This is a genomic window from Cupriavidus sp. WKF15, assembly GCF_029278605.1.
GTDB lineage: Bacteria > Pseudomonadota > Gammaproteobacteria > Burkholderiales > Burkholderiaceae > Cupriavidus.
This window is the reverse complement of sequence record NZ_CP119574.1, coordinates 437,382-457,605: the sequence shown is the minus strand read 5'-3', so window position 1 is coordinate 457,605 and position 20,224 is coordinate 437,382. Positions and strand designations below refer to the sequence as shown.

15 protein-coding genes and 1 pseudogene are annotated in these 20,224 nt (G+C 62.5%); 2 read left to right on the top strand and 14 right to left on the bottom strand.

Annotation, left to right across the window (positions count from 1 at the left end; genetic code table 11):
* Window positions 1–19: 19 nt before the first annotated feature.
* Complete coding sequence (locus CupriaWKF_RS32070; RefSeq protein ID WP_276104085.1) at window positions 20–220, bottom strand: helix-turn-helix domain-containing protein; 201 nt, start codon at window positions 218–220, stop codon at window positions 20–22.
* A gap of 672 nt (window positions 221–892) precedes the next feature.
* Between CupriaWKF_RS32070 and CupriaWKF_RS32065 the strand changes: the two genes are divergently transcribed.
* Window positions 893–4,342: an adenylate/guanylate cyclase domain-containing protein gene (locus tag CupriaWKF_RS32065; RefSeq protein ID WP_276103373.1), complete on the top strand. Its 3,450-nt coding sequence runs from the start codon at window positions 893–895 to the stop codon at window positions 4,340–4,342.
* Window positions 4,343–4,388: 46 nt separating this feature from the next.
* Here CupriaWKF_RS32065 and CupriaWKF_RS32060 read toward each other — a convergent pair whose 3' ends face one another.
* The 13 genes and pseudogenes from CupriaWKF_RS32060 to CupriaWKF_RS32000 form a co-directional block, all read right to left on the bottom strand.
* The gene (locus CupriaWKF_RS32060; protein WP_276103371.1) at window positions 4,389–4,901 is read right to left on the bottom strand and encodes a flavin reductase family protein; all 513 of its coding nucleotides are present in this window, start codon (window positions 4,899–4,901) and stop codon (window positions 4,389–4,391) included.
* An 11-nt stretch (window positions 4,902–4,912) separates the two neighbouring features.
* On the bottom strand, window positions 4,913–5,764 hold the full coding sequence (locus tag CupriaWKF_RS32055; RefSeq protein ID WP_276104084.1) for an L-serine ammonia-lyase, iron-sulfur-dependent, subunit alpha: 852 nt from the start codon (window positions 5,762–5,764) through the stop codon (window positions 4,913–4,915).
* A gap of 1,004 nt (window positions 5,765–6,768) precedes the next feature.
* Window positions 6,769–7,760, bottom strand: a pseudogene (gene lipA / locus CupriaWKF_RS32050) (lipoyl synthase).
* A 149-nt stretch (window positions 7,761–7,909) separates the two neighbouring features.
* The gene (locus CupriaWKF_RS32045; protein ID WP_276104083.1) at window positions 7,910–9,865 is read right to left on the bottom strand and encodes a sigma-54-dependent Fis family transcriptional regulator; all 1,956 of its coding nucleotides are present in this window, start codon (window positions 9,863–9,865) and stop codon (window positions 7,910–7,912) included.
* A 132-nt stretch (window positions 9,866–9,997) separates the two neighbouring features.
* Complete coding sequence (locus tag CupriaWKF_RS32040) at window positions 9,998–11,578, bottom strand: GMC family oxidoreductase (protein ID WP_276104081.1); 1,581 nt, start codon at window positions 11,576–11,578, stop codon at window positions 9,998–10,000.
* Between the two features lie 32 nt (window positions 11,579–11,610).
* Window positions 11,611–12,189, bottom strand: a complete 579-nt coding sequence (locus CupriaWKF_RS32035) for a gluconate 2-dehydrogenase subunit 3 family protein (protein ID WP_276104080.1) — start codon at window positions 12,187–12,189, stop codon at window positions 11,611–11,613.
* Between the two features lie 73 nt (window positions 12,190–12,262).
* Window positions 12,263–13,042 (bottom strand): ligase, encoded by a 780-nt coding sequence (locus CupriaWKF_RS32030; RefSeq protein WP_276104079.1) that lies wholly within the window; start codon window positions 13,040–13,042, stop codon window positions 12,263–12,265.
* Entirely contained in the window at window positions 13,042–13,752 is a 711-nt protein-coding gene (locus CupriaWKF_RS32025) for a dihydrolipoamide acetyltransferase family protein (protein WP_276104078.1), read from the bottom strand. Before CupriaWKF_RS32025 ends, CupriaWKF_RS32030 begins: the two co-directional genes overlap by 1 nt.
* Window positions 13,749–14,000 carry a lipoyl domain-containing protein gene (locus CupriaWKF_RS32020; RefSeq protein WP_276104077.1) on the bottom strand — a complete coding sequence of 84 codons (252 nt, stop codon included), beginning with the start codon at window positions 13,998–14,000 and terminating at the stop codon, window positions 13,749–13,751. The genes CupriaWKF_RS32025 and CupriaWKF_RS32020 overlap by 4 nt, the downstream gene beginning before the upstream one ends.
* The gene (locus CupriaWKF_RS32015; protein ID WP_276104076.1) at window positions 13,997–15,070 is read right to left on the bottom strand and encodes an alpha-ketoacid dehydrogenase subunit beta; all 1,074 of its coding nucleotides are present in this window, start codon (window positions 15,068–15,070) and stop codon (window positions 13,997–13,999) included. The genes CupriaWKF_RS32020 and CupriaWKF_RS32015 overlap by 4 nt, the downstream gene beginning before the upstream one ends.
* A gap of 30 nt (window positions 15,071–15,100) precedes the next feature.
* Window positions 15,101–16,111: a thiamine pyrophosphate-dependent dehydrogenase E1 component subunit alpha gene (locus CupriaWKF_RS32010; RefSeq protein ID WP_276104075.1), complete on the bottom strand. Its 1,011-nt coding sequence runs from the start codon at window positions 16,109–16,111 to the stop codon at window positions 15,101–15,103.
* A 658-nt stretch (window positions 16,112–16,769) separates the two neighbouring features.
* The gene (locus CupriaWKF_RS32005) at window positions 16,770–17,366 is read right to left on the bottom strand and encodes a cytochrome b (protein WP_276104074.1); all 597 of its coding nucleotides are present in this window, start codon (window positions 17,364–17,366) and stop codon (window positions 16,770–16,772) included.
* Window positions 17,353–18,390 (bottom strand): cytochrome D1 domain-containing protein, encoded by a 1,038-nt coding sequence (locus CupriaWKF_RS32000; protein WP_276104073.1) that lies wholly within the window; start codon window positions 18,388–18,390, stop codon window positions 17,353–17,355. The genes CupriaWKF_RS32005 and CupriaWKF_RS32000 overlap by 14 nt, the downstream gene beginning before the upstream one ends.
* Before the next feature lie 644 nt (window positions 18,391–19,034).
* On the opposite strand from CupriaWKF_RS32000, the gene CupriaWKF_RS31995 reads away from it, so the two are divergent.
* Complete coding sequence (locus CupriaWKF_RS31995; protein ID WP_276104072.1) at window positions 19,035–20,096, top strand: porin; 1,062 nt, start codon at window positions 19,035–19,037, stop codon at window positions 20,094–20,096.
* Window positions 20,097–20,224: the final 128 nt, after the last annotated feature.

The following is a 20,224-nucleotide window of genomic DNA, read 5'->3' as shown; positions in this document are numbered from 1 at the left end:
CCGCAATGGCAGGGCCAGATCAGGCCACCTCGGCAACGTCCTCTACACCTGTGCTCGCAAACCGCTCGCGATAAGCGCCGGGGGTCACGTTCAGGCGCCGCTGGAACACCTGCCTCAGTCTCGCTTCCGACCCAAAGCCGCTCTCCATGGCGATCCATTTCATTGGCTGCCTGGTGTCTTCAAGGAGTCGTCGGGCCGCGTCCAGCCGGGTCTGTTCCACATAAGCCGAAGGCGTGTGTCCGGTCTCTTTCTGGAACACCCTTGAGAAATTTCGCTCAACTCATCGCGAAGCGCGCCGCCAGGACCTTGATCGAAAGGTCCGACTTTGGGGAGCGATGAATATAGTCCTGTATATCGCGAACCGTCGGATGAACCGTCATCTGGCTTAGCAGATGTTCGCTGAATTGAGACTGCCCTCCCGGCCGCTTCAGGTAGACCTTCGCAGCCGAGCTGCCGCAAGCGGGTGTTGGCATAGTCGAAGACATTGATGGCGCCAACAGCCTCGATGGCCTTGAATCCGGGATAGATGACAATGTCTACAGTAGTTCTCATTGCGCGGCGTCGAGGCACGGCGCTGTCGGGTTTTGACCGCGCACGTCGAATGCCGATTGTATCCAACCATTCCGCGTGGCCAGGCGGATTGCAACTCGCAAAGTCAAGGCGCGGCTTGCACTGCGTTGATAGCCAAAGCGTTGCACTGCCCCTGCCTCGCGGCCAAGGAAAGAACATGGAACATCACTTCCCTGTGCCGGTTGGCCTGGCGACTGCCTGGTGCGGGCTCCCGCAATGCCGCGGGCGGCGGAAGAATTGAGTCCGCCGAGCCGACGCGCCACGTGCAGGCGCTAAGATTTAATCGTTGACCATAGCTGGTTTCCACGGGCGGACAAACCCCATGCGCTGCGCAAGATGCGGGTTCGAGAATCCGGCAAGCGCCAAATTCTGCGAGGAATGTGGCGCAAGGCAGCTGCGCGCTTGCCCGGCCTGCGGGCAGGAAGCAGCTGCCAGCGCGAAGTTCTGCAGCGAATGCGGGGCAGCGCTGGGCGCTCCCCTGGCCAGCCCCGCTGCCTCAAGCGCGGAGGTCCGCGCCACGGCCACTGAGCCCAGCACGCCCATCGACTACACCCCACCCTATCTGGCCGAGCGCATCCGGGCGGCCCAGGCAGAATTGGAAGCCCACAGCCCCGCGAACGGCGAGCGCAAGATGGTCACCGCGCTGTTCGCAGACATGGCCGGCTCGACCGCGCTGATCCATGACCTCGATCCCGAGGATGCCCGCCGCCTGATCGACCCCGTGCTGGCGCTGATGATGGAGGCTGTTCATCACTACGAAGGCTATGTAGCCAAGTCGATGGGCGATGGCATCCTCGCGCTTTTCGGTGCGCCGATCGCGAACGAAGACCATCCGCAGCGGGCCTTGCTGGCGGCGCTGCGCATGCAGGAGGCCATGCGCCATTACGCCGACGGCGTACGTCTTGCGCAGGGCATCGCGCTGCAGATCCGAGTCGGCATCAACTCCGGCGAAGTCGTGGTACGCACGATCCGGATCAAGGATTTGCACACCGACTACGACCCGGTAGGCAATTCGATCCATATTGCTTCGCGCATGGAGAACATTGCGGTGCCCGGCACGATTGTCGCAAGCGAACATACCCGCAATCTGACCGAAGGCTATTTCGCCTTCAAGGCCCTCGGCGAGACACCGATCAAGGGGCTGCGCGAGCCGCTCGAGGTTTTCGAAGTCCTGGGCCTCGGTCCGCTGCGCACCCGGCTGCAGATGTCGGCCAGCCGCGGGCTGGCGCGTTTTGTCGGCCGCACCCGGGAGCTCGAACAGTTGCACGAAGCGAGGGCACGGGCACGGGCCGGTCACGGGCAAATCGTTGGCGTGGTCGGCGAGCCGGGAGTCGGCAAGTCACGGCTTTGCCATGAGTTCAAGCTGCTCGCGCCACGCGATTGCCTGGTGCTGGAAACTTTCTCGGTTTCGCACGGCAAGGCCTACCCTTATCTGCCACTGATCGAGCTGCTGCGGAACTATTGCCAGATCACAGCGCAAGATGATGAGCGCCGGCGGCGCGAGAAGCTCACTGGCAAACTCCTGACGCTGGACCGCACGCTGGAAGACAGCCTGCCGTACCTTTGCCACCTGCTGGGGGCCGTCGAGCCGGGCTCTGCACTGGCACAGATGGACACCCAGATCCGCCAGCAGCGCACCTTCGAGGCAATCAAGCGGCTGCTCGTGCGCGAAAGCCTGACCCAGCCGCTGGAGCTGATAATCGAGGATCTGCAGTGGCTCGACAGCGAAACCGAGGCCTTTCTCGGCTTTCTCGGCGAGAGCGTACCCAGCGCGCGCATCCTGCTGCTGGTCAATTTCCGTCCCGAGTACCGGCACGACTGGAGCCGCAAGAGCTACTACACCCAGCTACGCCTGGATCCTCTGGGCGAAGCCGAAGCCCGGGACCTTGTGCAAGCGCTGCTGGGCGATGCTCCCGGCCTTGCGCGGCTCGAGCAGTTGATCCTTGAGCAGACCGAAGGCAACCCCTTCTTTATCGAGGAAGTGGTTCAGGACATGGTTGAAGGACAGGTGCTGCGCGGCGAGCGCGGACATTACCGTCTCGAGCAGATCCCTGGAAAGCTGCATATTCCGGCCACCGTACAAGGCGTGCTCGCCGCCCGCATCGACCGCCTCCAGCCTGCAGAGAAAGCGCTGCTGCAAACCCTGGCCGTGATCGGCAAGATATTTCCCTGGAGCCTGCTTGCGCGCGTCGTCGAGCAGCCCGAAGACAAGACGAAGAGCCTGCTGGCCCGGCTGCAGGCAGGGGAATTCATTTACGAGCAGCCGGCGTTCCCGGAGGTGGAATACAGCTTCAAGCATGCACTGACGCAGGAGGTGGCCTACGGCTCCTTGCTGAGCGACCGGCGTCGGGCGTTGCATGAGCGCACCGCCGAGGCGATCGAGGCCCTGTTCAGTGCTCAGCTCGACGAGCACTGCGGCGAGCTTGCCTATCATTTCAGCCGCAGTGGCAACACTTCGAAAGCGGTGGAGTACCTGCAGCGCGCCGGGCGCCAGGCCGTGCAACGCTCGGCTGACGCCGAGGCGGTCACGCACCTCACCTTGGCGCTGACCTTGCTCGCCACGCTGCCGGAGAGTCCCGAGCGCGCAAAACAGGAACTCATGCTCCAGCTCACCCTTGGTCCAGCCTTGATGGTGACCAGAGGTTTCGCTGCCCCGGAAGTTGGGGCGGCCTACACGCGCGCGCTGGCGCTGTGTCAGCAGTTCGGGGAAACGACCCAGCTCTTTACTGCCCTGATGGGACTGCGCACGTTCTACACGGTCCGTGCGGAGCTCAGGACCGCTCGCGAACTGGCGGAGCAGTTGCTCGGCCTGGCCGAGCAGGCGCAGGATCCGGCGTTGTTGCTCCAGGCGCGTCGGGCGTTGGGTGCCAATCTGTTTTATCTCGGCGAGCTGGTCCCGGCTCGTGCGCGGCTGGAGGCGGCCATGGCGCTCTATGACCCGCAGCAGCACCGCTCGCATGCCTTCGTCTATGGCCTGGAACCTGGTGTCCAGGGACTGGCCCTCATTGCCATGGATCTGTGGATGCTCGGCTATCCGGATCAAGCGTGCACCCGCAGCCAGGAAGCCCTGGCGCTCGCCCAATCCCCGTCCCATCCTTCGGATTCGGCCGATGCGCTGATCGCCGCTGCGGAGGTCCGGCTGTTCCGTGGTGAAGTACAGACGGCTCTCGATCTCGCGCAGGCACTGGTCGCCCTCGCGACCGATTATGGCTTGCCGTACGGGCTGGCTTGCGGAACCCTCCTGTCGGGCTGTGCCCTGGCTGCAGGCGGTCATGTGCAAGAGGGGCTCGATCTCATTCAGAAGGGCCTGAGTGCCTACCGCGAAACCGGCGCCGAGCTCCAGCGAACTCACTTCCTGGCGCTGCTGGCCGAAACCTGTGCCAGGGCGGGACAGGTTGAAGCAGGGCTTGCAACAGTAGCCGAGGCGCTGGAGGTCGTGGAACGAACCGGAGAACGGTTGCACGAAGCAGAGTTGCATCGGCTCAAGGGAGAACTAACGCTGCTGGAAGCGGGCCGATCGGACGAAGCGAACGAGAACGCCCGCGAAGCCGAGGGCTGCTTCCAGCGGGCGATCGCGATCGCCAGCAGGCAGGATGCCCGATCGCCGGAGCTCCGCGCGGCGATTGCGCTGAGCCGCCTGTGGCTGAAGCAGGGTCGGCATGCCGAGGCGCGTTCCTTGCTTCACAACACCTACGGCTGGTTCAGCGAAGGCTTCGACACACTCGACTTGCGGGAAGCCCGGAAGTTGCTCGTCGAGCTCGGGGAACGGTAAGCCCGCCGCCCGCGGCGATCGTCCGGGTAAGCGGCCCCCTGCCTGGTTAAGCCAGAACTGCCCCCATCTCATCATGCTGGCAGGCGCGTGCAACCAGATAGCGTCCATCCCCGAAGACGAGCGGCCTATGCTCGGACCGTTCCAGGCGGATAACTCGTCCGATATAGATGACATGATCGCCTTCAGGATGGGCGGAAACCTTCACGCATTCCAGGTTTGCGGCGCATGAACCAATGATGGGAACGCCTCCCAGACCGGATCGAAAGGCGATATGGCGAAATTTGTCGTCGCTGCCGGTCGAGAACTGCCTGGATACCGGAACTTGATGCTCCGAGAGGATATTGACGACGAACCGCTCGGCATCCCGAAACACGGGATAGCTCCTTGACGAGAGTGATTGACTCCACAGGATCAACGGTGGGTCCAGTGAGACAGAACTGAACGAGTTGACTGTGATCCCACATGGCCGTCCGGTCGCATCTAAAGTGGTCATTACTGTGACGCCTGTGGGGAAGGCACCCAGTGCCTTGCGCAGGGCCAGGCCATCAATATGTTCCATCACGCTTCCTTTCAGGCTGCACCGAGGGTCCTGCCGCATATCCGTGTCATTTGAGACGCATGGAGATGGCCATGGCCGCGTAATGCCATTCGTGCCGCGTTAATCGCCTGTATGACCCCCATGGACTTGGGTTCGATACAGGAAATCTGTTCGAGCCCGTCCACCGGGTCGCAACTCGCGCCGAGGTAGTGCGCCAGGCCCGACTCCATTGCGCTCCTGATCTGTTCGTTGCTGCCGCCCAGCACCGCCGCAAGACCTGCAGCAGCCATCGAGCATGCCACGCCGTTCTCACCTTGCTTACCGATTCCGGCTGCGGATATCGGCGCCTTTTCCCTGTGGAGAATGCCTACGGCTGCAGCGGTCAGCAGGAAATCCACCACCCCGTCGTCGTCAGCTCCGGGCACGAACTTACGGTAGTACTGCAGCACAGCAGGAATTACGCCCGCGGCGTCACCTGTCGAGGAGGCCGGGAGTCCGCATGCGGTATTGCCTTCGTTGACCGCGATCGCGTTGAGATAGCCCGCATCCAGCATCAACTGCGGATCGCGTAGAGACGCCTCACCACGCTTTGATCGCTGCCGATACTGCTCGGCAGCACGACGGCGCGCCCGAATCGGAACGGGCGGCTCGCCGGTGATTGCGTCGTCTCTCGCGATCGAACCGTGCATGGCATGGGCAATGGCCAGAAGCCTGTCGCGAATGTCATAGGTGCTTCGCCAGCATTTCTCATTCTCGAGCATCAGGTCTGCAATGGTGCGACCAGACTCCCCGCACATCTGCAGCAGCTCCTCGCTGCTCCTGAAGGGGTAAGGAATCGGGTGCTCGTCGATCCTCTGGGCATTGACGTGCCAGGTCGTGATCATGTGGCCCGCGTCATGCGAACCAGAGGGGCCGATTCCAACTGTGAAGATATCAAATGTGCTGACGAACATACTGGCCTTAACCGTCCCTGCAGTACCCGTTTCGATCGCTACGAAGGTGAGCGCCGTCCGCCGTGGGCGTGTCACTAGTAAATCAGGTCCTGCAGGTCGGGAGATAGAACCGGTGCGTCGTCCCATTAGGACATTCGCGCCAAGGCTGGTGTGCCTGTCAGCCGGACGTACTGTTGCAGATCGCTATTCCCGCCATTGGCGGTCACAATTTCCGCCCATACCGAATTCCGAGCGCTCTTTCCCACCCCTGCGCTGACGCTTGCCGATCTGACGGAGGATAGCAGTCAAATTGACGCAAAGGCCTAGCGTACATGGCGTAAGCATGTTTGGTCTATGGCATGGGGCTTGGCAGACTGTCGTGCGCGGATCTAGCCAGTCCCGCTTCCAGGGGAGACGAGAAGATATCGAAGTGGGTCAGCACAAGGCAGTCGAAGCTTTCGCGCGATCCTCACATCTGCGGACTTGACCCCCGCGCCCGCAGGTTGTCCACGAGTGCGAACGCCAGCAAGGCTACGCAACATAGTTTCACGGTAATGAGATTATCGATCAAGTAGCTCCGGGGCCGGACGAAGCGAGAGTGTTACTGACTCCGGTCACGTTAAGAACCCTAGGTATCGGGCGGTTGGGTGCACTGCGCGATCAATCGGCGGCCGCATCACCATGACGCATTTGGCACGCGATCGTGCCAAGCCTGGGGCGGCACCGCGCTATCCAAGTGGGATGGCTCGGGTCCGATCCGCATGCCGAGTGAGGTGGACAAGAGTGCTCCGAAAAGCGCTAAGAAACTCAACTGTGTTTCACAATGACGTTTGCCATCAGCAGGCGTTTGCAGACTTCGATCTAAGGGAAAAATCGTCGTCCTACTGGTCCGATGCGCCAGCTTTCTCGGTCTACCGAGCCATGGCGCGGCTCTTTCGGCGTCATGTGGTAAGCGCTCAGGCAAACCCCGCCTGATGCGCCTGTTGATCGGCGTGGTACGAGCTGCGCACCATCGCGCCCACGGCGGCGTGCGTGAAGGCCATCTTGTAGGCCTCTTCCTCGAACATCTTGAAGGTATCGGGATGGACGTAGCGCAGCACCGGCAGGTGGTGGTTCGACGGCGCGAGGTACTGGCCGATGGTCAGCATGTCGATGTCGTGCGCGCGCATGTCGCGCATGACTTCGAGGATTTCCTCGTCGGTCTCGCCCAGGCCGACCATCAGGCCGGACTTGGTCGGCACGTTCGGGTTGCGGCGCTTGAACTCCTGCAGCAGCTTGAGCGAGTGCGCGTAGTCGGCGCCCGGGCGGGCCTGCTTGTACAGGCGCGGCACGGTTTCCATGTTGTGGTTCATCACATCGGGCGGGCCTGCAGGATGTCCAGCGCCTTGTCCAGGCGGCCGCGGAAGTCCGGCACCAGCACTTCGATGCGGGTTGCCGGCGACAGCTCGCGGGTCTGGCTGATGCAGTCCACGTAGTGCTGGGCGCCGCCGTCGCGCAGGTCATCGCGGTCGACGCTGGTGATCACCACGTAGTTCAGCTTGAGCTGGGCGATGGTGCGGGCCAGGTTGCCCGGCTCGTTCACGTCGAGCGGATCGGGACGGCCGTGGCCGACATCGCAGAACGGGCAGCGGCGCGTGCACTTGTCGCCCATGATCATGAAGGTGGCGGTGCCCTTGCCGAAGCATTCGCCGATGTTCGGGCAGCTCGCTTCCTCGCACACCGTCACCAGGTTGTTCGCGCGCAGGATGTCCTTGATCTCATAGAAGCGCGAGTTGCCGGTTGCGGCCTTCACGCGGATCCAGTCCGGCTTCTTGAGCTTCTCGGCCGGCACGATCTTGATGGGAATGCGCGCGGTCTTGTCGGCCGACTTCTGCTTGCGGGTCGGATCGTACTGCTCCACGGGGGAGTCCGGCGTTTCGTCGAATGAAGTGATCAGCCCGTCGCTCATACAATTCTCCGCACGCGATTCACGTGCAAATCGGTTTTGACCGGAAGTCTGGTCCTCAAGCTTTGTTGGACTGCAGAGCACGGCGGCTCCGCCTGCTTGCAAGCGAGAATAAATTCGTTCCGCTGTTAACCTGCTAGCACGTGCCAGCCCTACTGGCGGTTCGGGGCGACGATGCCGAAGCGTTCCATCTGGCGATAGACCGTGGCGCGCGCGATGCCGAGATCGGCGGCAACCTGAGTAATCCGCCACTTGTTGCGGCGCAGGGCTACCAGTAAGGCTTCACGCTCGTTGGCCGGTGGGACATCGTCCGTGGCGGACACCGCGCCTGCCGTACTATCCGTCGTGCTTTCCAGAATTTCCGGCGGTAACGCATCGATGTCGATCAAGCCGTTATCGCTCATGGCCAGAGCAAAACGCAGCACGTTGCGCAACTGCCGGACGTTGCCGTGCCATGAATGGCTTCGCAGCAACGCCAGCGCCGCTGGCGCCAGTTCTGCGCGCATACCGAGCTGGCGCGCCTCATCTTCGACAATGCGCGCGATCAGGTAGTCCTTGTCGCGCCTTTCGCGCAGCGTCGGCAAGTGCAACGTAGCGCCGCACAGCCGATAGTAAAGATCCTCACGAAACCGCTGCTCGGCGATCAACTGACGCAGGTCACGGTGCGAGGCGGCAATGACACGCAAATCAACAGGGATCGGCTTTTCCGAGCCCAATGGCATCACCTCCCGCTCGGACAGCACGCGCAGCAGCCGGCTCTGCAGCTGCAGCGGCATGTCGCCAATCTCGTCGAGGAACAGCGTGCCGCCATCCGACTGCGCGATCAAGCCACGCATGCCCTTGGTGCGCGCGCCTGTGAAGCTGCCGGGCGTGTAGCCGAACAGCTCACTCTCGATCAGCGATTCGGGAATAGCCGCGCAGTTGACGGCTATAAAGGCTTTACTGCGGCGCTCACTTGCAATGTGCAGGGCCTTGGCCAGAACTTCCTTGCCGGTACCGGTCTCGCCCTGCACCAGGATATTGAGCGGTTTGTTCGCAAGACGCTTGGCCTGCAGGATCAGCCGCTGCATCTGCGGATCATCGGCACCGAGGGCTTCCAGGGCCGCGCTAGCCTCGGCGCTCGGCAGCGCCGGCTGAGCGGCAGTTGCAGATGGCATGGAAGGCTTGCCGGGCGCACCGCGCGGCGGAATCCCCGTTGCGTAGTACAAGCCGTGATCGAACGTCCGTACCGCGGTGCGCTCGGACGAAGTGCCGGCACGTGCAATGCGCCACAGCTCGCTCATGTCCTCGCGAAATACTTCGGTCAGCAGGTGGCCTCGCACATCAGCTTGCGGATTGCTCTCGAGCCGCAGCTTGCGCCGGCCGCCGCTATTGATGCCGCGGATTACGCCATCGGCATCGAAAGCAACCATGATTTCGCTGTCCACGTCCACCAGCGACCAGGTTGAGCCGAGCCGCAATATCCATTGGTTGCGGAAGTAGCGCAGGAAGTTCGCGTCCTCGATCTTCTGGGCATACATGGCGGTCATCTGCAGCGCCAGGTGCTGCCCTTCCCTCGGTGCCGGCGCAGTCAGCGCAGAAACGTCGAGCACGCCCAGGAAATTGCCCGTTGGATCGAACAGCGGTGCACTGTTGCAGGTGAGCGTGATGTGGCATGCGTCGAAGTGGTCAGTCTGATGACAGGTCACCGGTTCCCGCTCGACGATGCAGGCACCGACCGCGCAAGTGCCGGCGCGGGATTCGCTCCAATCAGCACCCAGGTAGAGTCCAGAGCGCTTGAGTTCGCGGTCAAGGTTGTCGTTGCCTATGAAATCCACGGTGACGCCGTACGCATCGGTCAGCAGTAGCACGTAGTCCAATCCGGATACGCGCTTGTAGAGCTGTTCCATGCCGGTTCGGGCGACAATCAGGAAATCCTCAATCTGTTCCTTGTGCTCCCGCAGGCAGCCCGCCTCTACGATGTAGGCTGGCGTGGGCCGACTGGGATCGCGGCCATAGTCGTCCAGGCAGCGCCGCCATGATCGCTCGATCGTGCCATGTACTTCGCCCGGCTGCTGCGAAAAGGCGAGCAGACGCTCGATGTGGGCGCGGTGTGCTTTTTGCTGCACGACTGTCTCCTTGTCCGCCGCAATTGAATGGTGCAAGGCTCGCGCTGCCGGTCTGGTGTCGGCATGGCGCGAAGGGCTCTACGCTAATCCATTTGCCCAGCCGCCGCAACGCAAGGCGGCGGACGAACCAGATTAGATATCCTGCCGCTTCAATGCCCCGGCAATGTACTCCGCCTGCCGGATTGCCAGGGCCACAATGGTGAGCGTCGGGTTGGCCGCCGAACTGGAGGTGAACTGGCTACCATCCGAAATAAACAGGTTCTTCACGTCGTGCGCCTGACCCCAGCGATTGACCACGCCGTCGCTGGCCTTCGCGCTCATGCGGTTGGTGCCCAAGTTGTGGCTGGCCGGATAGGCCGGCATGTCTATCACGCGCGTGGCGCCCACCGCCTCGGACAGCTTACGCCACTGGATCAGACCGTGAGCCGTGATCTTCTCATCGTTCTCGTGGTAAGTCTTGGTCACGATGGGGACAGGCAGGCCGTTCTTGTCCTTTTCCGTGGGATGCAGCGTGATGGAGTTCTGCTCGCGCGCCAGATCTTCGCCACAGACCCAGACGCTGCTCATGTGGTCGTACATCTCCATGGCGGAAGTGAAGTCGCGCCCCCAGCCGCCCGGCTTCATGAACGCCGCCGTGTATGGCAGATGAATGGCAAGGCCTTCAAGGTAATAGCCGCCGACAAAGCCACGCTTGGTATTGAGCGCCACCTCGTCGGCAACCACCGCCGCGATGTCGAAACCGCGGTACATATAGACCGGCTTCTTGTGGATCGACACCGCCGCCGCGGTGGCGTGATTCATGTAGTTCTTGCCGACCTGTCCCGATGAATTGGCCAACCCATTGGGGAACATGTTCGATGCCGAGTTCAGGAGCAACCTGGGCGACTCGATGGAATTGCCCGCCACGCAGACTACGCGAGCTTTCTGCAGTTGCTTGCGGCCCTTGTTGTCCACGTAAAGCACGCCGTTCGCACGACCCTTCCTGTCGTGCTGGATCTGCAGGACCATCGACTCGGGCCGCACCTCGACATTGCCTGTAGCCTGCGCGCGCGGCACCTCGGTGTAGAGCGTTGACCACTTCGCACCGATCTTGCAGCCCTGCATGCAGAACCCGATCTGCTGGCAGCCGGGCCGTCCATCGTAAGGCTGGGAGTTCGAAGCGGCCGGACGCACGATCTTCTTGTAGCCAACCTTTCTTGCCCCGGCCTCGATCACCTTGTAGTGGTTATTCGGCGGCATGGGCGGCAGACCACTGGCCTTGGTCCCGCACACCCCCATCTTCTTCTCGGCCAGCTCGTAATATGGCTCCAGCTCGGCCAGCGTGATAGGCCAATCGAGCACATTGGCCCCGTTGATGGCGCCATAGGTGGTCCTGGTGTGGAAATCGTGCTCCTGAAAGCGCAGTGCAACACCGGACCAGTGGACAGTAGAGCCGCCAACACCCTTCACGATCCAGGCTGGCAGATTGGGATACGTCTTCGTGTGGTGCCAGCCGCCGGCTGAAATGCGCTTGTCCAGCCAGGAAATCTTGTTGAACATCGCCCATTCGTCGTTCTCGAAATCGGCCTGGGTATAGTGCTTGCCGGCCTCCAGAACGACGCATTTGACACCGCGTTGCGCCAGCTCGTTGGCTAGCGTGCCCCCGCCCGCGCCCGAACCAACAATCACGATGACGCTGTCATCGTCGAGTGAGAACTTTGTCTGATCTGCCATGATGCTTGTCTCCATTTTTTGTATTCCGAGGCTTAGAGCCAGTCGATATCGTCAAAGCCGCGGTGCAGATAGCCACCCTTCTCCCATGACGAGCCCTCGTAGCCGAACAACGGCCATAGCTTTTTGTTGTTGTAGAGACTCGTCACCAGATCGCCCTGGATCTTCTTGAAGAATGGGGTGCCTTCGATGTCCTTCAGCAAGGCCACCCGCTCGTTCTCTGTCCTAACCCCGACATAGGGCAAGCCATAGCGCTGCTTCGCGCGTTGATCCAAATTCTGGACGCCATCGGTCAACAACGTTTTTACCGCCAGGTCTTCGGACGCCGCCACGTCATAGGGCGCCACAGCCTCGACATAGAATTTGTCTGCCAGCTTGTCGTGCGGATAGATGTCGCGCGCCATGCGCACCAGAGTCTTGCTCGTGTCACGACCCAAGGTATGAAAGCTTTGTTGGGTGGCCATATCTCTGGCTGCCGCGATGGAGGCCGTGGGAATCACCACCGTAACGCTGATGGCGGCAAGGCCGCCGCCGCGCAGAAAGCCTCGGCGCGACACCTTGGGTTGTTTGTCCAATACGCGCATGGCGGGGCCAGCGGGTGGCATGGGCTTCATGTTGGATGTCTCCATTTATGGCGCGCGCCTGGCGAGCCTTGTTTTGTTGATAGGCACAACGTTGACCGTTGACTCATGCGCCCGCCGTGGTGGACAGGATTGCCGGCGTCTCGCGCGACACGTGGCGTGGATGCCGGGATTCGCCCGGATCATCATGCTCACCAAGCACGTCGATCAGCATGTGATGCAGACCCTTGGCCAGTACGGTGGCTATCAATGGCGCACCCAGTTGCTCGGTGCACGACGTCGTGCAGGCCTGCAGGCGATCGGCATCGGCGGGATGCGCCTCTATCATCTCGCACAACAGGGGCCAATCCGGCGATGAAACGAGCGCGCCCGAAGTCAGTAGTACACCCGTGCGCCGCCGTACCTGCGCCAGCCCGACGATCTTGCGCTGCCCGACAACCACCTCCCAGGGCGAAAGCGAACCGAAGCAAGCCCATTTAAGCGACGGGTCGGGCCGCGCCATCTGCAGTTCCTCGGGCGGTACCGCATAGGCGGAAATCCCGTGATCTCGCAGGAGCCCGGCGTACAGCACCCCCAGCCAGCGATAGCTCGACACCGTGCCGGTGCCCACCAGCGGGTGATCCGCCGGCAGCACGATCGAGGCGGACAACATCCACGGTCCGGCCAGCACCGCACCGCCCCCGGAGTCGCGCACAATCACCGGTGCTGGACCGCCTGCCAGCCGTGGGAGCAGGGCGGCCTGAGCGCGGCCGAGCACAATGCCCGGGGCAGCATATGTCCACAGCCGTACGGCAGGCCGCAGGACAGGCTCAGCCAGTTGCGCCCGGTTCCAGTCCTGCTCGTCTGCACAGTGAACGCCATCGGCGAGAAAGGCGGGGGTCAGCATCACAGGCCTTCGATCGTTTCCAACCGCGTCTTCAGGTCGGACAAAAAGCGCGCTGCGGGGTAGCCGTCCACCGCGCGATGGTCGAAGACCAGATGCAGCCCCAGCATGGGCACGATCGCGATGCTGTCGTCTTTGACCACCGCCCGCTTGGCGACGCGCGTCACGCCCAGAATGGCGACCTGCGGCACGTTGATGATCGGCGTGAAGCTGTCGATGCCCGTCATGCCCAGATTAGTGACGGTGAAGGTGCCATGCTGGTAGCTGCCGGCCGACAGCGTGCCAGCACGCGCACCCTCCGCGAGACGACGGCTTTCCGCGGCAATGTCCGCGACCGGCCTGGTATCGGCGTTGCGCAGCACGGGCACCATCAACCCTTCGTCCAGGCTGACGGCGAGGCCGATGTTGATGTCGGGCATCACATCGACCTCCTTCTCCAGCATGCGGGCGTTCAACCGCGGGTGCTCGCGCAACGTCAATGCCACCGCGCGCAGAACGAACGCGGTCAACGTGACCTTGCACTGCGGCCCGAGCCGTTGCTGCAGAGACGACACCTCGAGCTCGAGTCGGGTCGCGTCCACCTCGATCGACTGCGCCACGCGGGGCACCTGCCACGCGGCACTCATGCTGCGCGCGATGGCCCCACGTATGCCGGCGAGCGGAACGGCGCGGCGTTCGCCGGCATCCGGGGCAGAAACCAAACTGTGCGTCATGATTTCGGCTCCAGTCGTGCCAGCACAGTGCCGCGACCAAAGGTGTCCTGTGCCGCCACCGTCAGCTCGGCGACCACACCTGCGGCCGGCGCCGCAATCTCGTGGGTGGTCTTGACCAGTTCAACCACGCCGAGCACCTGGCCCGCGCTGACTGTATCGCCTGACTGTACCGACCATTCCTGCAACAGGGCCTCGGTGCCTTCTTCCACGTCCTGCCAGACGGCGTCAGACATCAATACGTCGATCATGCTGCTTCTCGCTTGAGTGAATAAGAAACTGGTTGGTGCTGCACCAGCGCGCGCATCTGGGCGGCGATGCTGTCGACCTGCGGAATCACGAACTGTTCGAGCGGGCGCGAGAACGGGATCGGTACATCGGGGACGGCCAGCCGGCGCACCGGGGCCCGCAGCGCCACGCTGTCGAGGTTCTCGGCGACGATGGCGGCGATCTCGCCGGACAGGCCGAAGCTGAGGTAGTCCTCATCGGCGACCAGCAGGCGGCCGGTCTTGGCGACCGAGCGAAGGACGGTTTCGCGGTCAAGCGGCACGATGGTGCGCAGGTCGATCACCTCGGCTTCGATGCCTTCGGCTGCAAGTTGCTCTGCCGCCAGCAGCGACTTCTGCACCATCTGCGACAGCGTGACGATGGTCACGTCGCGGCCATTGCGTGCGACGCGGGCCTGACCGAAGGGAATGGCGTAGGGAGTTTCGGGAACAGCATTGGTACTACCCTCGAAGTACGACATCCACGACAAGCCCATGATGCCCTTGTGGTAGCAGAACACCACCGGGTTGTCGTCGCGGATGGCCTGGATCATCAGGCCCTTGGCGTCGTAGGCGTTGGAGGGCACCACTACCTTCATGCCCGGCATGTGCGCAAAGCTCGCGTATAGGCACTGGGAATGCTGGGCCGCATCGTTGTAGCCGCCGCCGATACCGGTCATCACGACTGCCGGCAGTGATATCCGACCGCCGGACATGTAGGTGTTCTTGGCCAGGTGGTTGTAGATCTGGTCGAAACAGACGCCAAAGAAATCGACGAACATCAGCTCCGCGATCGGGCGCAGCCCTTCCGCGGCCGCGCCGATGGCCGCGCCCATGAAGGCCGTTTCGGAAATCGGTGTATCCATGATGCGTTCGGGGCCAAAGCGGTCCAGCAGGCCGGTGGTGGCACTGAAGATCCCGCCGTACTTGCCTATGTCCTCACCCATCGCGAATACGCGCGAATCTCGCTCCATTTCCTGGCCGATGGCCTCGGCGATGGCCTGGGCCATGGTGAGCGTCCGCGCGCCCTGTCCGGCGTCTTTTGCCGTTTGCATAGTGGTCTCCTGTCTTGTGGGATGCGGGATTTACTGCACGAAGACGTGCTGTAGCGCATCGCCGGGTGCCGGGTAGGGGCTATTGCGGCCGAACTCATAGGCGGCCTCAATGCGCGCAGTGACCGCAGCGCGAAGCTGCGCCTCGGTTGCCGCGTTGAGAAGGTTGTCGGCTCGAAGGGCGTCGCCCAGGGTCTGGATCGGGTCATTCGTGCGCAGCGTCTTGGCCTCATCGCGCGGGCGATAGGTTTCGGGGTCGCCCTGGAAGTGGCCAAGATAGCGGTCGGTCTTGACCTCGATCAGCGTGGGGCCTTCGCCGCGCCGTGCGCGGGCAATGGCCTCGCCGGCCGCACGGTAGACGGCCACCGCGTCATTGCGTTCCACCAGTACGCCCGGCATGCCATAACCGGCGGCACGAATCTCGTTCGTCGGCACGGCGGTGGAGGCGCTCTTCTCCACGGAGATGCCGTACTTGTTGTCCTCACAGACAAAGATGACCGGCAGCTTCCAGAGTGCGGCCAGGTTCAGCGACTCATGGAAAGATCCCTGGTTGGCCGCTCCCTCCCCGAAGAAGGACACCGCCACCCAGTCCTTGCCGAGCTTGCGCGCAGCAAGTGCGGCGCCGCAGGCTTGCGGCGAACTCGCGCCAACGATGCCGCTGCACGAGAACTTGGTCCCGGCATGGAACAGGTGCATGTGGCCGCCTTTGCCGCGACCCAGGCCGGTGGCCTTGCCGAACATCTCGGCTGTCATCGCGTCAAGCGGTACGCCTTTGGCGATGGCAAAGTGGTGCGAGCGGTGGGCACCGACAACGGTGTCTTCGGGTCGCAGATGGGCGCAAACACCCACGGCCACCGGCTCTTGACCGGCGGACAAGTGCATCTCACCGGGAACCGGTCCAGCTCCGATGTCAAAGGCCAGGCCCTTCTGGATCTTCGGTGGCAGCTTCCCCTCCAGATACACCTTTGCCATGGTCTCTTCGTACTGGCGGATCTCGATCATCTTCTCGTACATCCACAGAAGATGTTGCGGTGTGGGGTCCATGCAAAGTCTCCTCTTGCTCTCGTATCGGTTTCCGGCCGAAGTGCCGGGTACCCTATAACTGCAAGAGCGATGCCAGCCGCAAGCGAAGCGACAAACATTTGTCAGCAACCGCCGCGGCTCGTTTCTGGACAAGGCATTGCAGCCATCCGGGCCCCAGCCGGCACGCGACCGGGAGCGTTTGCGAGCGACCCGTGCCGTGAGACAGACGTCGCGTTCGCCGAGACATTTGTCTCATTGCATCGACGCCAAACGTGACGCACGGCCCCGCTCGGGGTGGCCAGTGTCGTTCCAGTCAGAGGGGATGCCAGCGACAAACGATGTATGGCGCCAGATGAATCCGTTCATAGCCCGACGCTGGCGGCCGGGAGGGAGTTGCAATCAAGAACGCATCCACCAACCTGCGTGGAAAATTGGCAAGCCTCGAGGACCAAGCGGAAATGCCGCGTTTGCATGACGCGGCTGCGCTGCAGCCAGCGCAGGGGCCCCGGCGAGCACCGGTATTAACCGGTGCCGCCAATGGATAGCGATTGCGCCGACATGACGTTGGCACATCTGGCGACGCTGCTGTCTGCAGCGCCATCACCGCAGTGCGGTTGAATCGTCTGCCCGCCGGGAGCGCGGCGTTCAGCCCAAACGCATACGACCTGTCTGGAACGACCTATCTGGAACGCGCACGCCCAGCGGGCAGCATGCGCTGCAAGCAGGCCTTTCGGTCGAGCCACTCATGCTTGACCACCCCGACCACATGCAGAAGGGCCAGGGCGAGCAGAAGATACGAAGTCGTGGCATGCACCGCGTAGAACAGGTGCTGCAACGTGGTGTCGACCCAGCCCCAGCGCGGCAGGAGCAACCCCCAGAAGCGCGTGCCGTATTGGTTGAACGACGATCCCAGATAGCCAGAAAGGGGCATCACCACCATGCACATATACAGAACGCGGTGCGTGATGCGCGCCACTTCCGCTTCCCAGCAGCGCAACCCTGGCATGAGCGGCGGCTCAGACCGTCGGAGCCGTTCGGCTACGCGCCATGCGATCACCAGCGCAGCAGTAAGACCCATTGATTTATGCAGGCCCACCCATTCCACCTTCGCGGGCGTTCCCCGCGGAAGACTCGTCATGTAATAGCCCAGCGGGAACAGGACGAATAGCAATAATGCATTCGCCCAATGCAGAGCGATCTGAATCCCCGCATACGCGCGCAAGGCATTGGCGGAGTCCGCCCTGCGCGGTTGGGCATCCCGGCTAGCGCGGCGCATCGAGACTCCCCACCGATGCCGGATAGGTGACCACGCCCCATGGCATTTTGTAGTTCTGGAGCGTATCAACGACTTCATAGCGCCGCGGATCAATCACGTGCAGGCTGTTGGAGCGCCCACACGCGAGCAGCAGCTTCTGCGCATCTGGAGTGAAACTGAAGTGCCAGCAGCGCTTGCCGACCGGCACTACAGCCACCGTGGTCAGGCTCTGGGCGTCGAAGACCTGCAAACGGTCAGCGCGACTAGCGGCAACCCAGAGGTACCGGCCTTCGCGGTCGAACGCGACACCATAGGGGCCGCGTTCAGTCGGCACTGTCCTGATCGGCTCGAGACCGGTGTCGAGCAGCAACAGGTTGTCCGAGTTTTCCATCGCGACCACGTAGGTCTTGCCATTCGGCGCGATCTTGATGCCGCGCGGCCGGCTGCCATACGGGGACACATCCACCGACCGGACCTTCTTCAAAGTCGCGATATCGTAAGCGACAAGCGTATTCTCACCTTCATTCGCGACTACCAGTAGTTTCCCATCCGGCGAGAACTCGATGCCCTCGGTTTCGCGGGCCGCTTTGATACGGCCGACCACGCTCCACTGCCTGAGGTCCACGACAGCCACCTCCGCTGGGACTTCGTCCTGGTCCTGGCCCTTCTCCGCTTTCCGTTCACTGGCTGGCGGCCCGCCGTGCGATGACGGCTCGTAGGTCACGAACGCGAGGTGGCCGTCGGGAGATATCCGCAAGAACTCAACGTTCTTGCCGATGGCAATGCGCCTGACTTCCTTGCGCGTGCCGGTGTCGATCACTGATACGTCCGAACTTCCCTGGTTGGCGGTGAGCAGCCAGCGGCCATCAGGCGATACCGCCAGACCGCGGGGATCGCGCCCTACCGCGATGTCGGCAATGGGCTTTAGCGTGAGCGTGTCCAGCACGGTCACGCCGCCCCCTTGATTGGTGACATAGGCAACACCGTTCTCGGCCGCATACGCTTGCCATGCCGGCGCCGCGCTCATGCAGGCAAAGGCCGCCATGCCAACGCGGGATAGGAAATTCATCGTCTCGCTCTCATTCTATTTGGCGGGCACGATCCGTGATCTGAAGCAGCCGCCTGGTTGTTGTGCTAACGGTCGTCACAGCGTTGCTTTGCGGTGGGAAGAATCGCGTGCCGACCAGCAGGATTCTGAGCAAGCACTCTGAGCAAAATGCGGGCCATCAGTGGCCTGCTCCATAGATTTCCGTCAGAGACCTGCTGCCCGTGAGCGCCGCCACAAACCAGTGATGTCACCAGAGGTCGAGCGCAGCCATATCGGCCATGCCCGCGAGGTGCCTCATGACGGAACAGTTGTTGTGCCCGCTGCTCAATCACGCCACACCTGGCGCGTTCGCGCGCGACGAATGTTGCACGACATGCGACACGTGTGGCGCAAGACGGGGCCATCCACTGTGGTGTTTCGCGCCTGCACCTTACAAGAAGAAGGCGGGCATTGTCGCAACGTCGACCTGGTACGCACATTGCTAAGCCACGGCCGGTGCCGAGCCCATATACCTTCGAGCACCTGACTCAGAAATAGAGACCTAGCCTGTCTCAACAAGAAAGAAAGGAGACTTCATGCAGTGCAATGACATACGGGGATACCTCCTGGCAGTCACCATGGGGTGTGCTGCGGGAACGTCCATGGCGCAATCATCGGTGACGCTCTATGGCGTCGTCGACTCCGGACTGCAGTACCGGAACAAGAGCGCGGACAACGCCGGCAGCCTCACCGAGTCGAGGTCTGGGGGTATCAGCCCGAGCATCTGGGGCATCAAGGGTGTCGAGGACCTTGGCAGCGGACTAAAGGCGAGCTTCAACCTCCAGGGGCATTTCAGCAGCGATACCGGAGAACTGACGAGCGGACCTGGCTTCGGCTCGCAGATCTTCCGTCGCGAGGCAAACGTCGGCCTCACCGGAAACTGGGGGACGATCACGCTGGGCCGTCAGTACAGCCCGGCCCTGATCGGCGTGATCGGCACTGAAGCGCGCGGCTTCAAAGAGCAGTTCTCCAACCTGTACGTCTGGGCCTACAACCAGTTGTCGTCCCCCGGAAATGCCCTGGGCGCCGGCACAAACACCGGCAACGACGTTGGCGTGTTCATCGGCAACGCCGTTCAATACTCGAACAGCTTTGGTCCGGTATGGCTGGCCGCAGCGTACTCATTCGGTGAAGTCTCGGGCAGCATGAACAAGGGCGACGAGATCTCGCTCGGCGCCTCCTACACTGGCCCTGCAACCGTGGCGCTCGGCTATCAGGCGATGAAGGACGGCACCAGCGGCGCAACCGTCAGTCGGCTGTGGACCGCCGGCGTCGCGGTGCCGTTCGGTGGCGCCTTCAACGGCAGGTTGAACTACGTGGATGTCATCAACAATGCGACGGGCGGGGGCCGCATCTCCCACGTCCAGTCCAGCGGCGCAGGCATCGACTACAGTTGGAACGGGAACAATACGACAACGCTCGCCGGCTACTACAGCCGCTACAGAAGCGACGCTCACAACAGTTCGACGAGGTCAGTGGTGCTGAGCAACGACCATTCCTTCTCCAAGCGCACCACGCTGTATGCGCAACTGGCCTATGTCGACGCGGGCCCGGTCGGGACCGCCGATTCGCTTGAAAGCCTCAAGACCTCCATTGTTGCCGGCGGTACTGCGCCAGGCGCGAAGACGCTCCTGGTCGGCGCTGGCCTGAAGCACACGTTCTGATGGACACGGCCGCGGGCCATGCCTCGTCGAGGATAGAAAGGGGCCGCGGCCCATTTTTATCAAGCAGCGATGGCTGGGTACGGTGCTGTGGCCTCTCTCCCGTCTGTCACGACTTCTCATTCATGCGC

Coding starts and splice junctions, on each gene's coding strand:
- CupriaWKF_RS32065 (WP_276103373.1), top strand. CDS start 893: ATGCGCTGCGCAAGATGCGGGTTCGAGAATCCGGCAAGCGCCAAATTC.
- CupriaWKF_RS32060 (WP_276103371.1), bottom strand. CDS start 4,901: ATGGAACATATTGATGGCCTGGCCCTGCGCAAGGCACTGGGTGCCTTC.
- CupriaWKF_RS32055 (WP_276104084.1), bottom strand. CDS start 5,764: ATGATCACGACCTGGCACGTCAATGCCCAGAGGATCGACGAGCACCCG.
- CupriaWKF_RS32040 (WP_276104081.1), bottom strand. CDS start 11,578: ATGGCAGATCAGACAAAGTTCTCACTCGACGATGACAGCGTCATCGTG.
- CupriaWKF_RS32035 (WP_276104080.1), bottom strand. CDS start 12,189: ATGAAGCCCATGCCACCCGCTGGCCCCGCCATGCGCGTATTGGACAAA.
- CupriaWKF_RS32030 (WP_276104079.1), bottom strand. CDS start 13,042: ATGCTGACCCCCGCCTTTCTCGCCGATGGCGTTCACTGTGCAGACGAG.
- CupriaWKF_RS32025 (WP_276104078.1), bottom strand. CDS start 13,752: ATGACGCACAGTTTGGTTTCTGCCCCGGATGCCGGCGAACGCCGCGCC.
- CupriaWKF_RS32020 (WP_276104077.1), bottom strand. CDS start 14,000: ATGATCGACGTATTGATGTCTGACGCCGTCTGGCAGGACGTGGAAGAA.
- CupriaWKF_RS32015 (WP_276104076.1), bottom strand. CDS start 15,070: ATGCAAACGGCAAAAGACGCCGGACAGGGCGCGCGGACGCTCACCATG.
- CupriaWKF_RS32010 (WP_276104075.1), bottom strand. CDS start 16,111: ATGGACCCCACACCGCAACATCTTCTGTGGATGTACGAGAAGATGATC.
- CupriaWKF_RS32005 (WP_276104074.1), bottom strand. CDS start 17,366: ATGCGCCGCGCTAGCCGGGATGCCCAACCGCGCAGGGCGGACTCCGCC.
- CupriaWKF_RS32000 (WP_276104073.1), bottom strand. CDS start 18,390: ATGGCGGCCTTTGCCTGCATGAGCGCGGCGCCGGCATGGCAAGCGTAT.
- CupriaWKF_RS31995 (WP_276104072.1), top strand. CDS start 19,035: ATGGCGCAATCATCGGTGACGCTCTATGGCGTCGTCGACTCCGGACTG.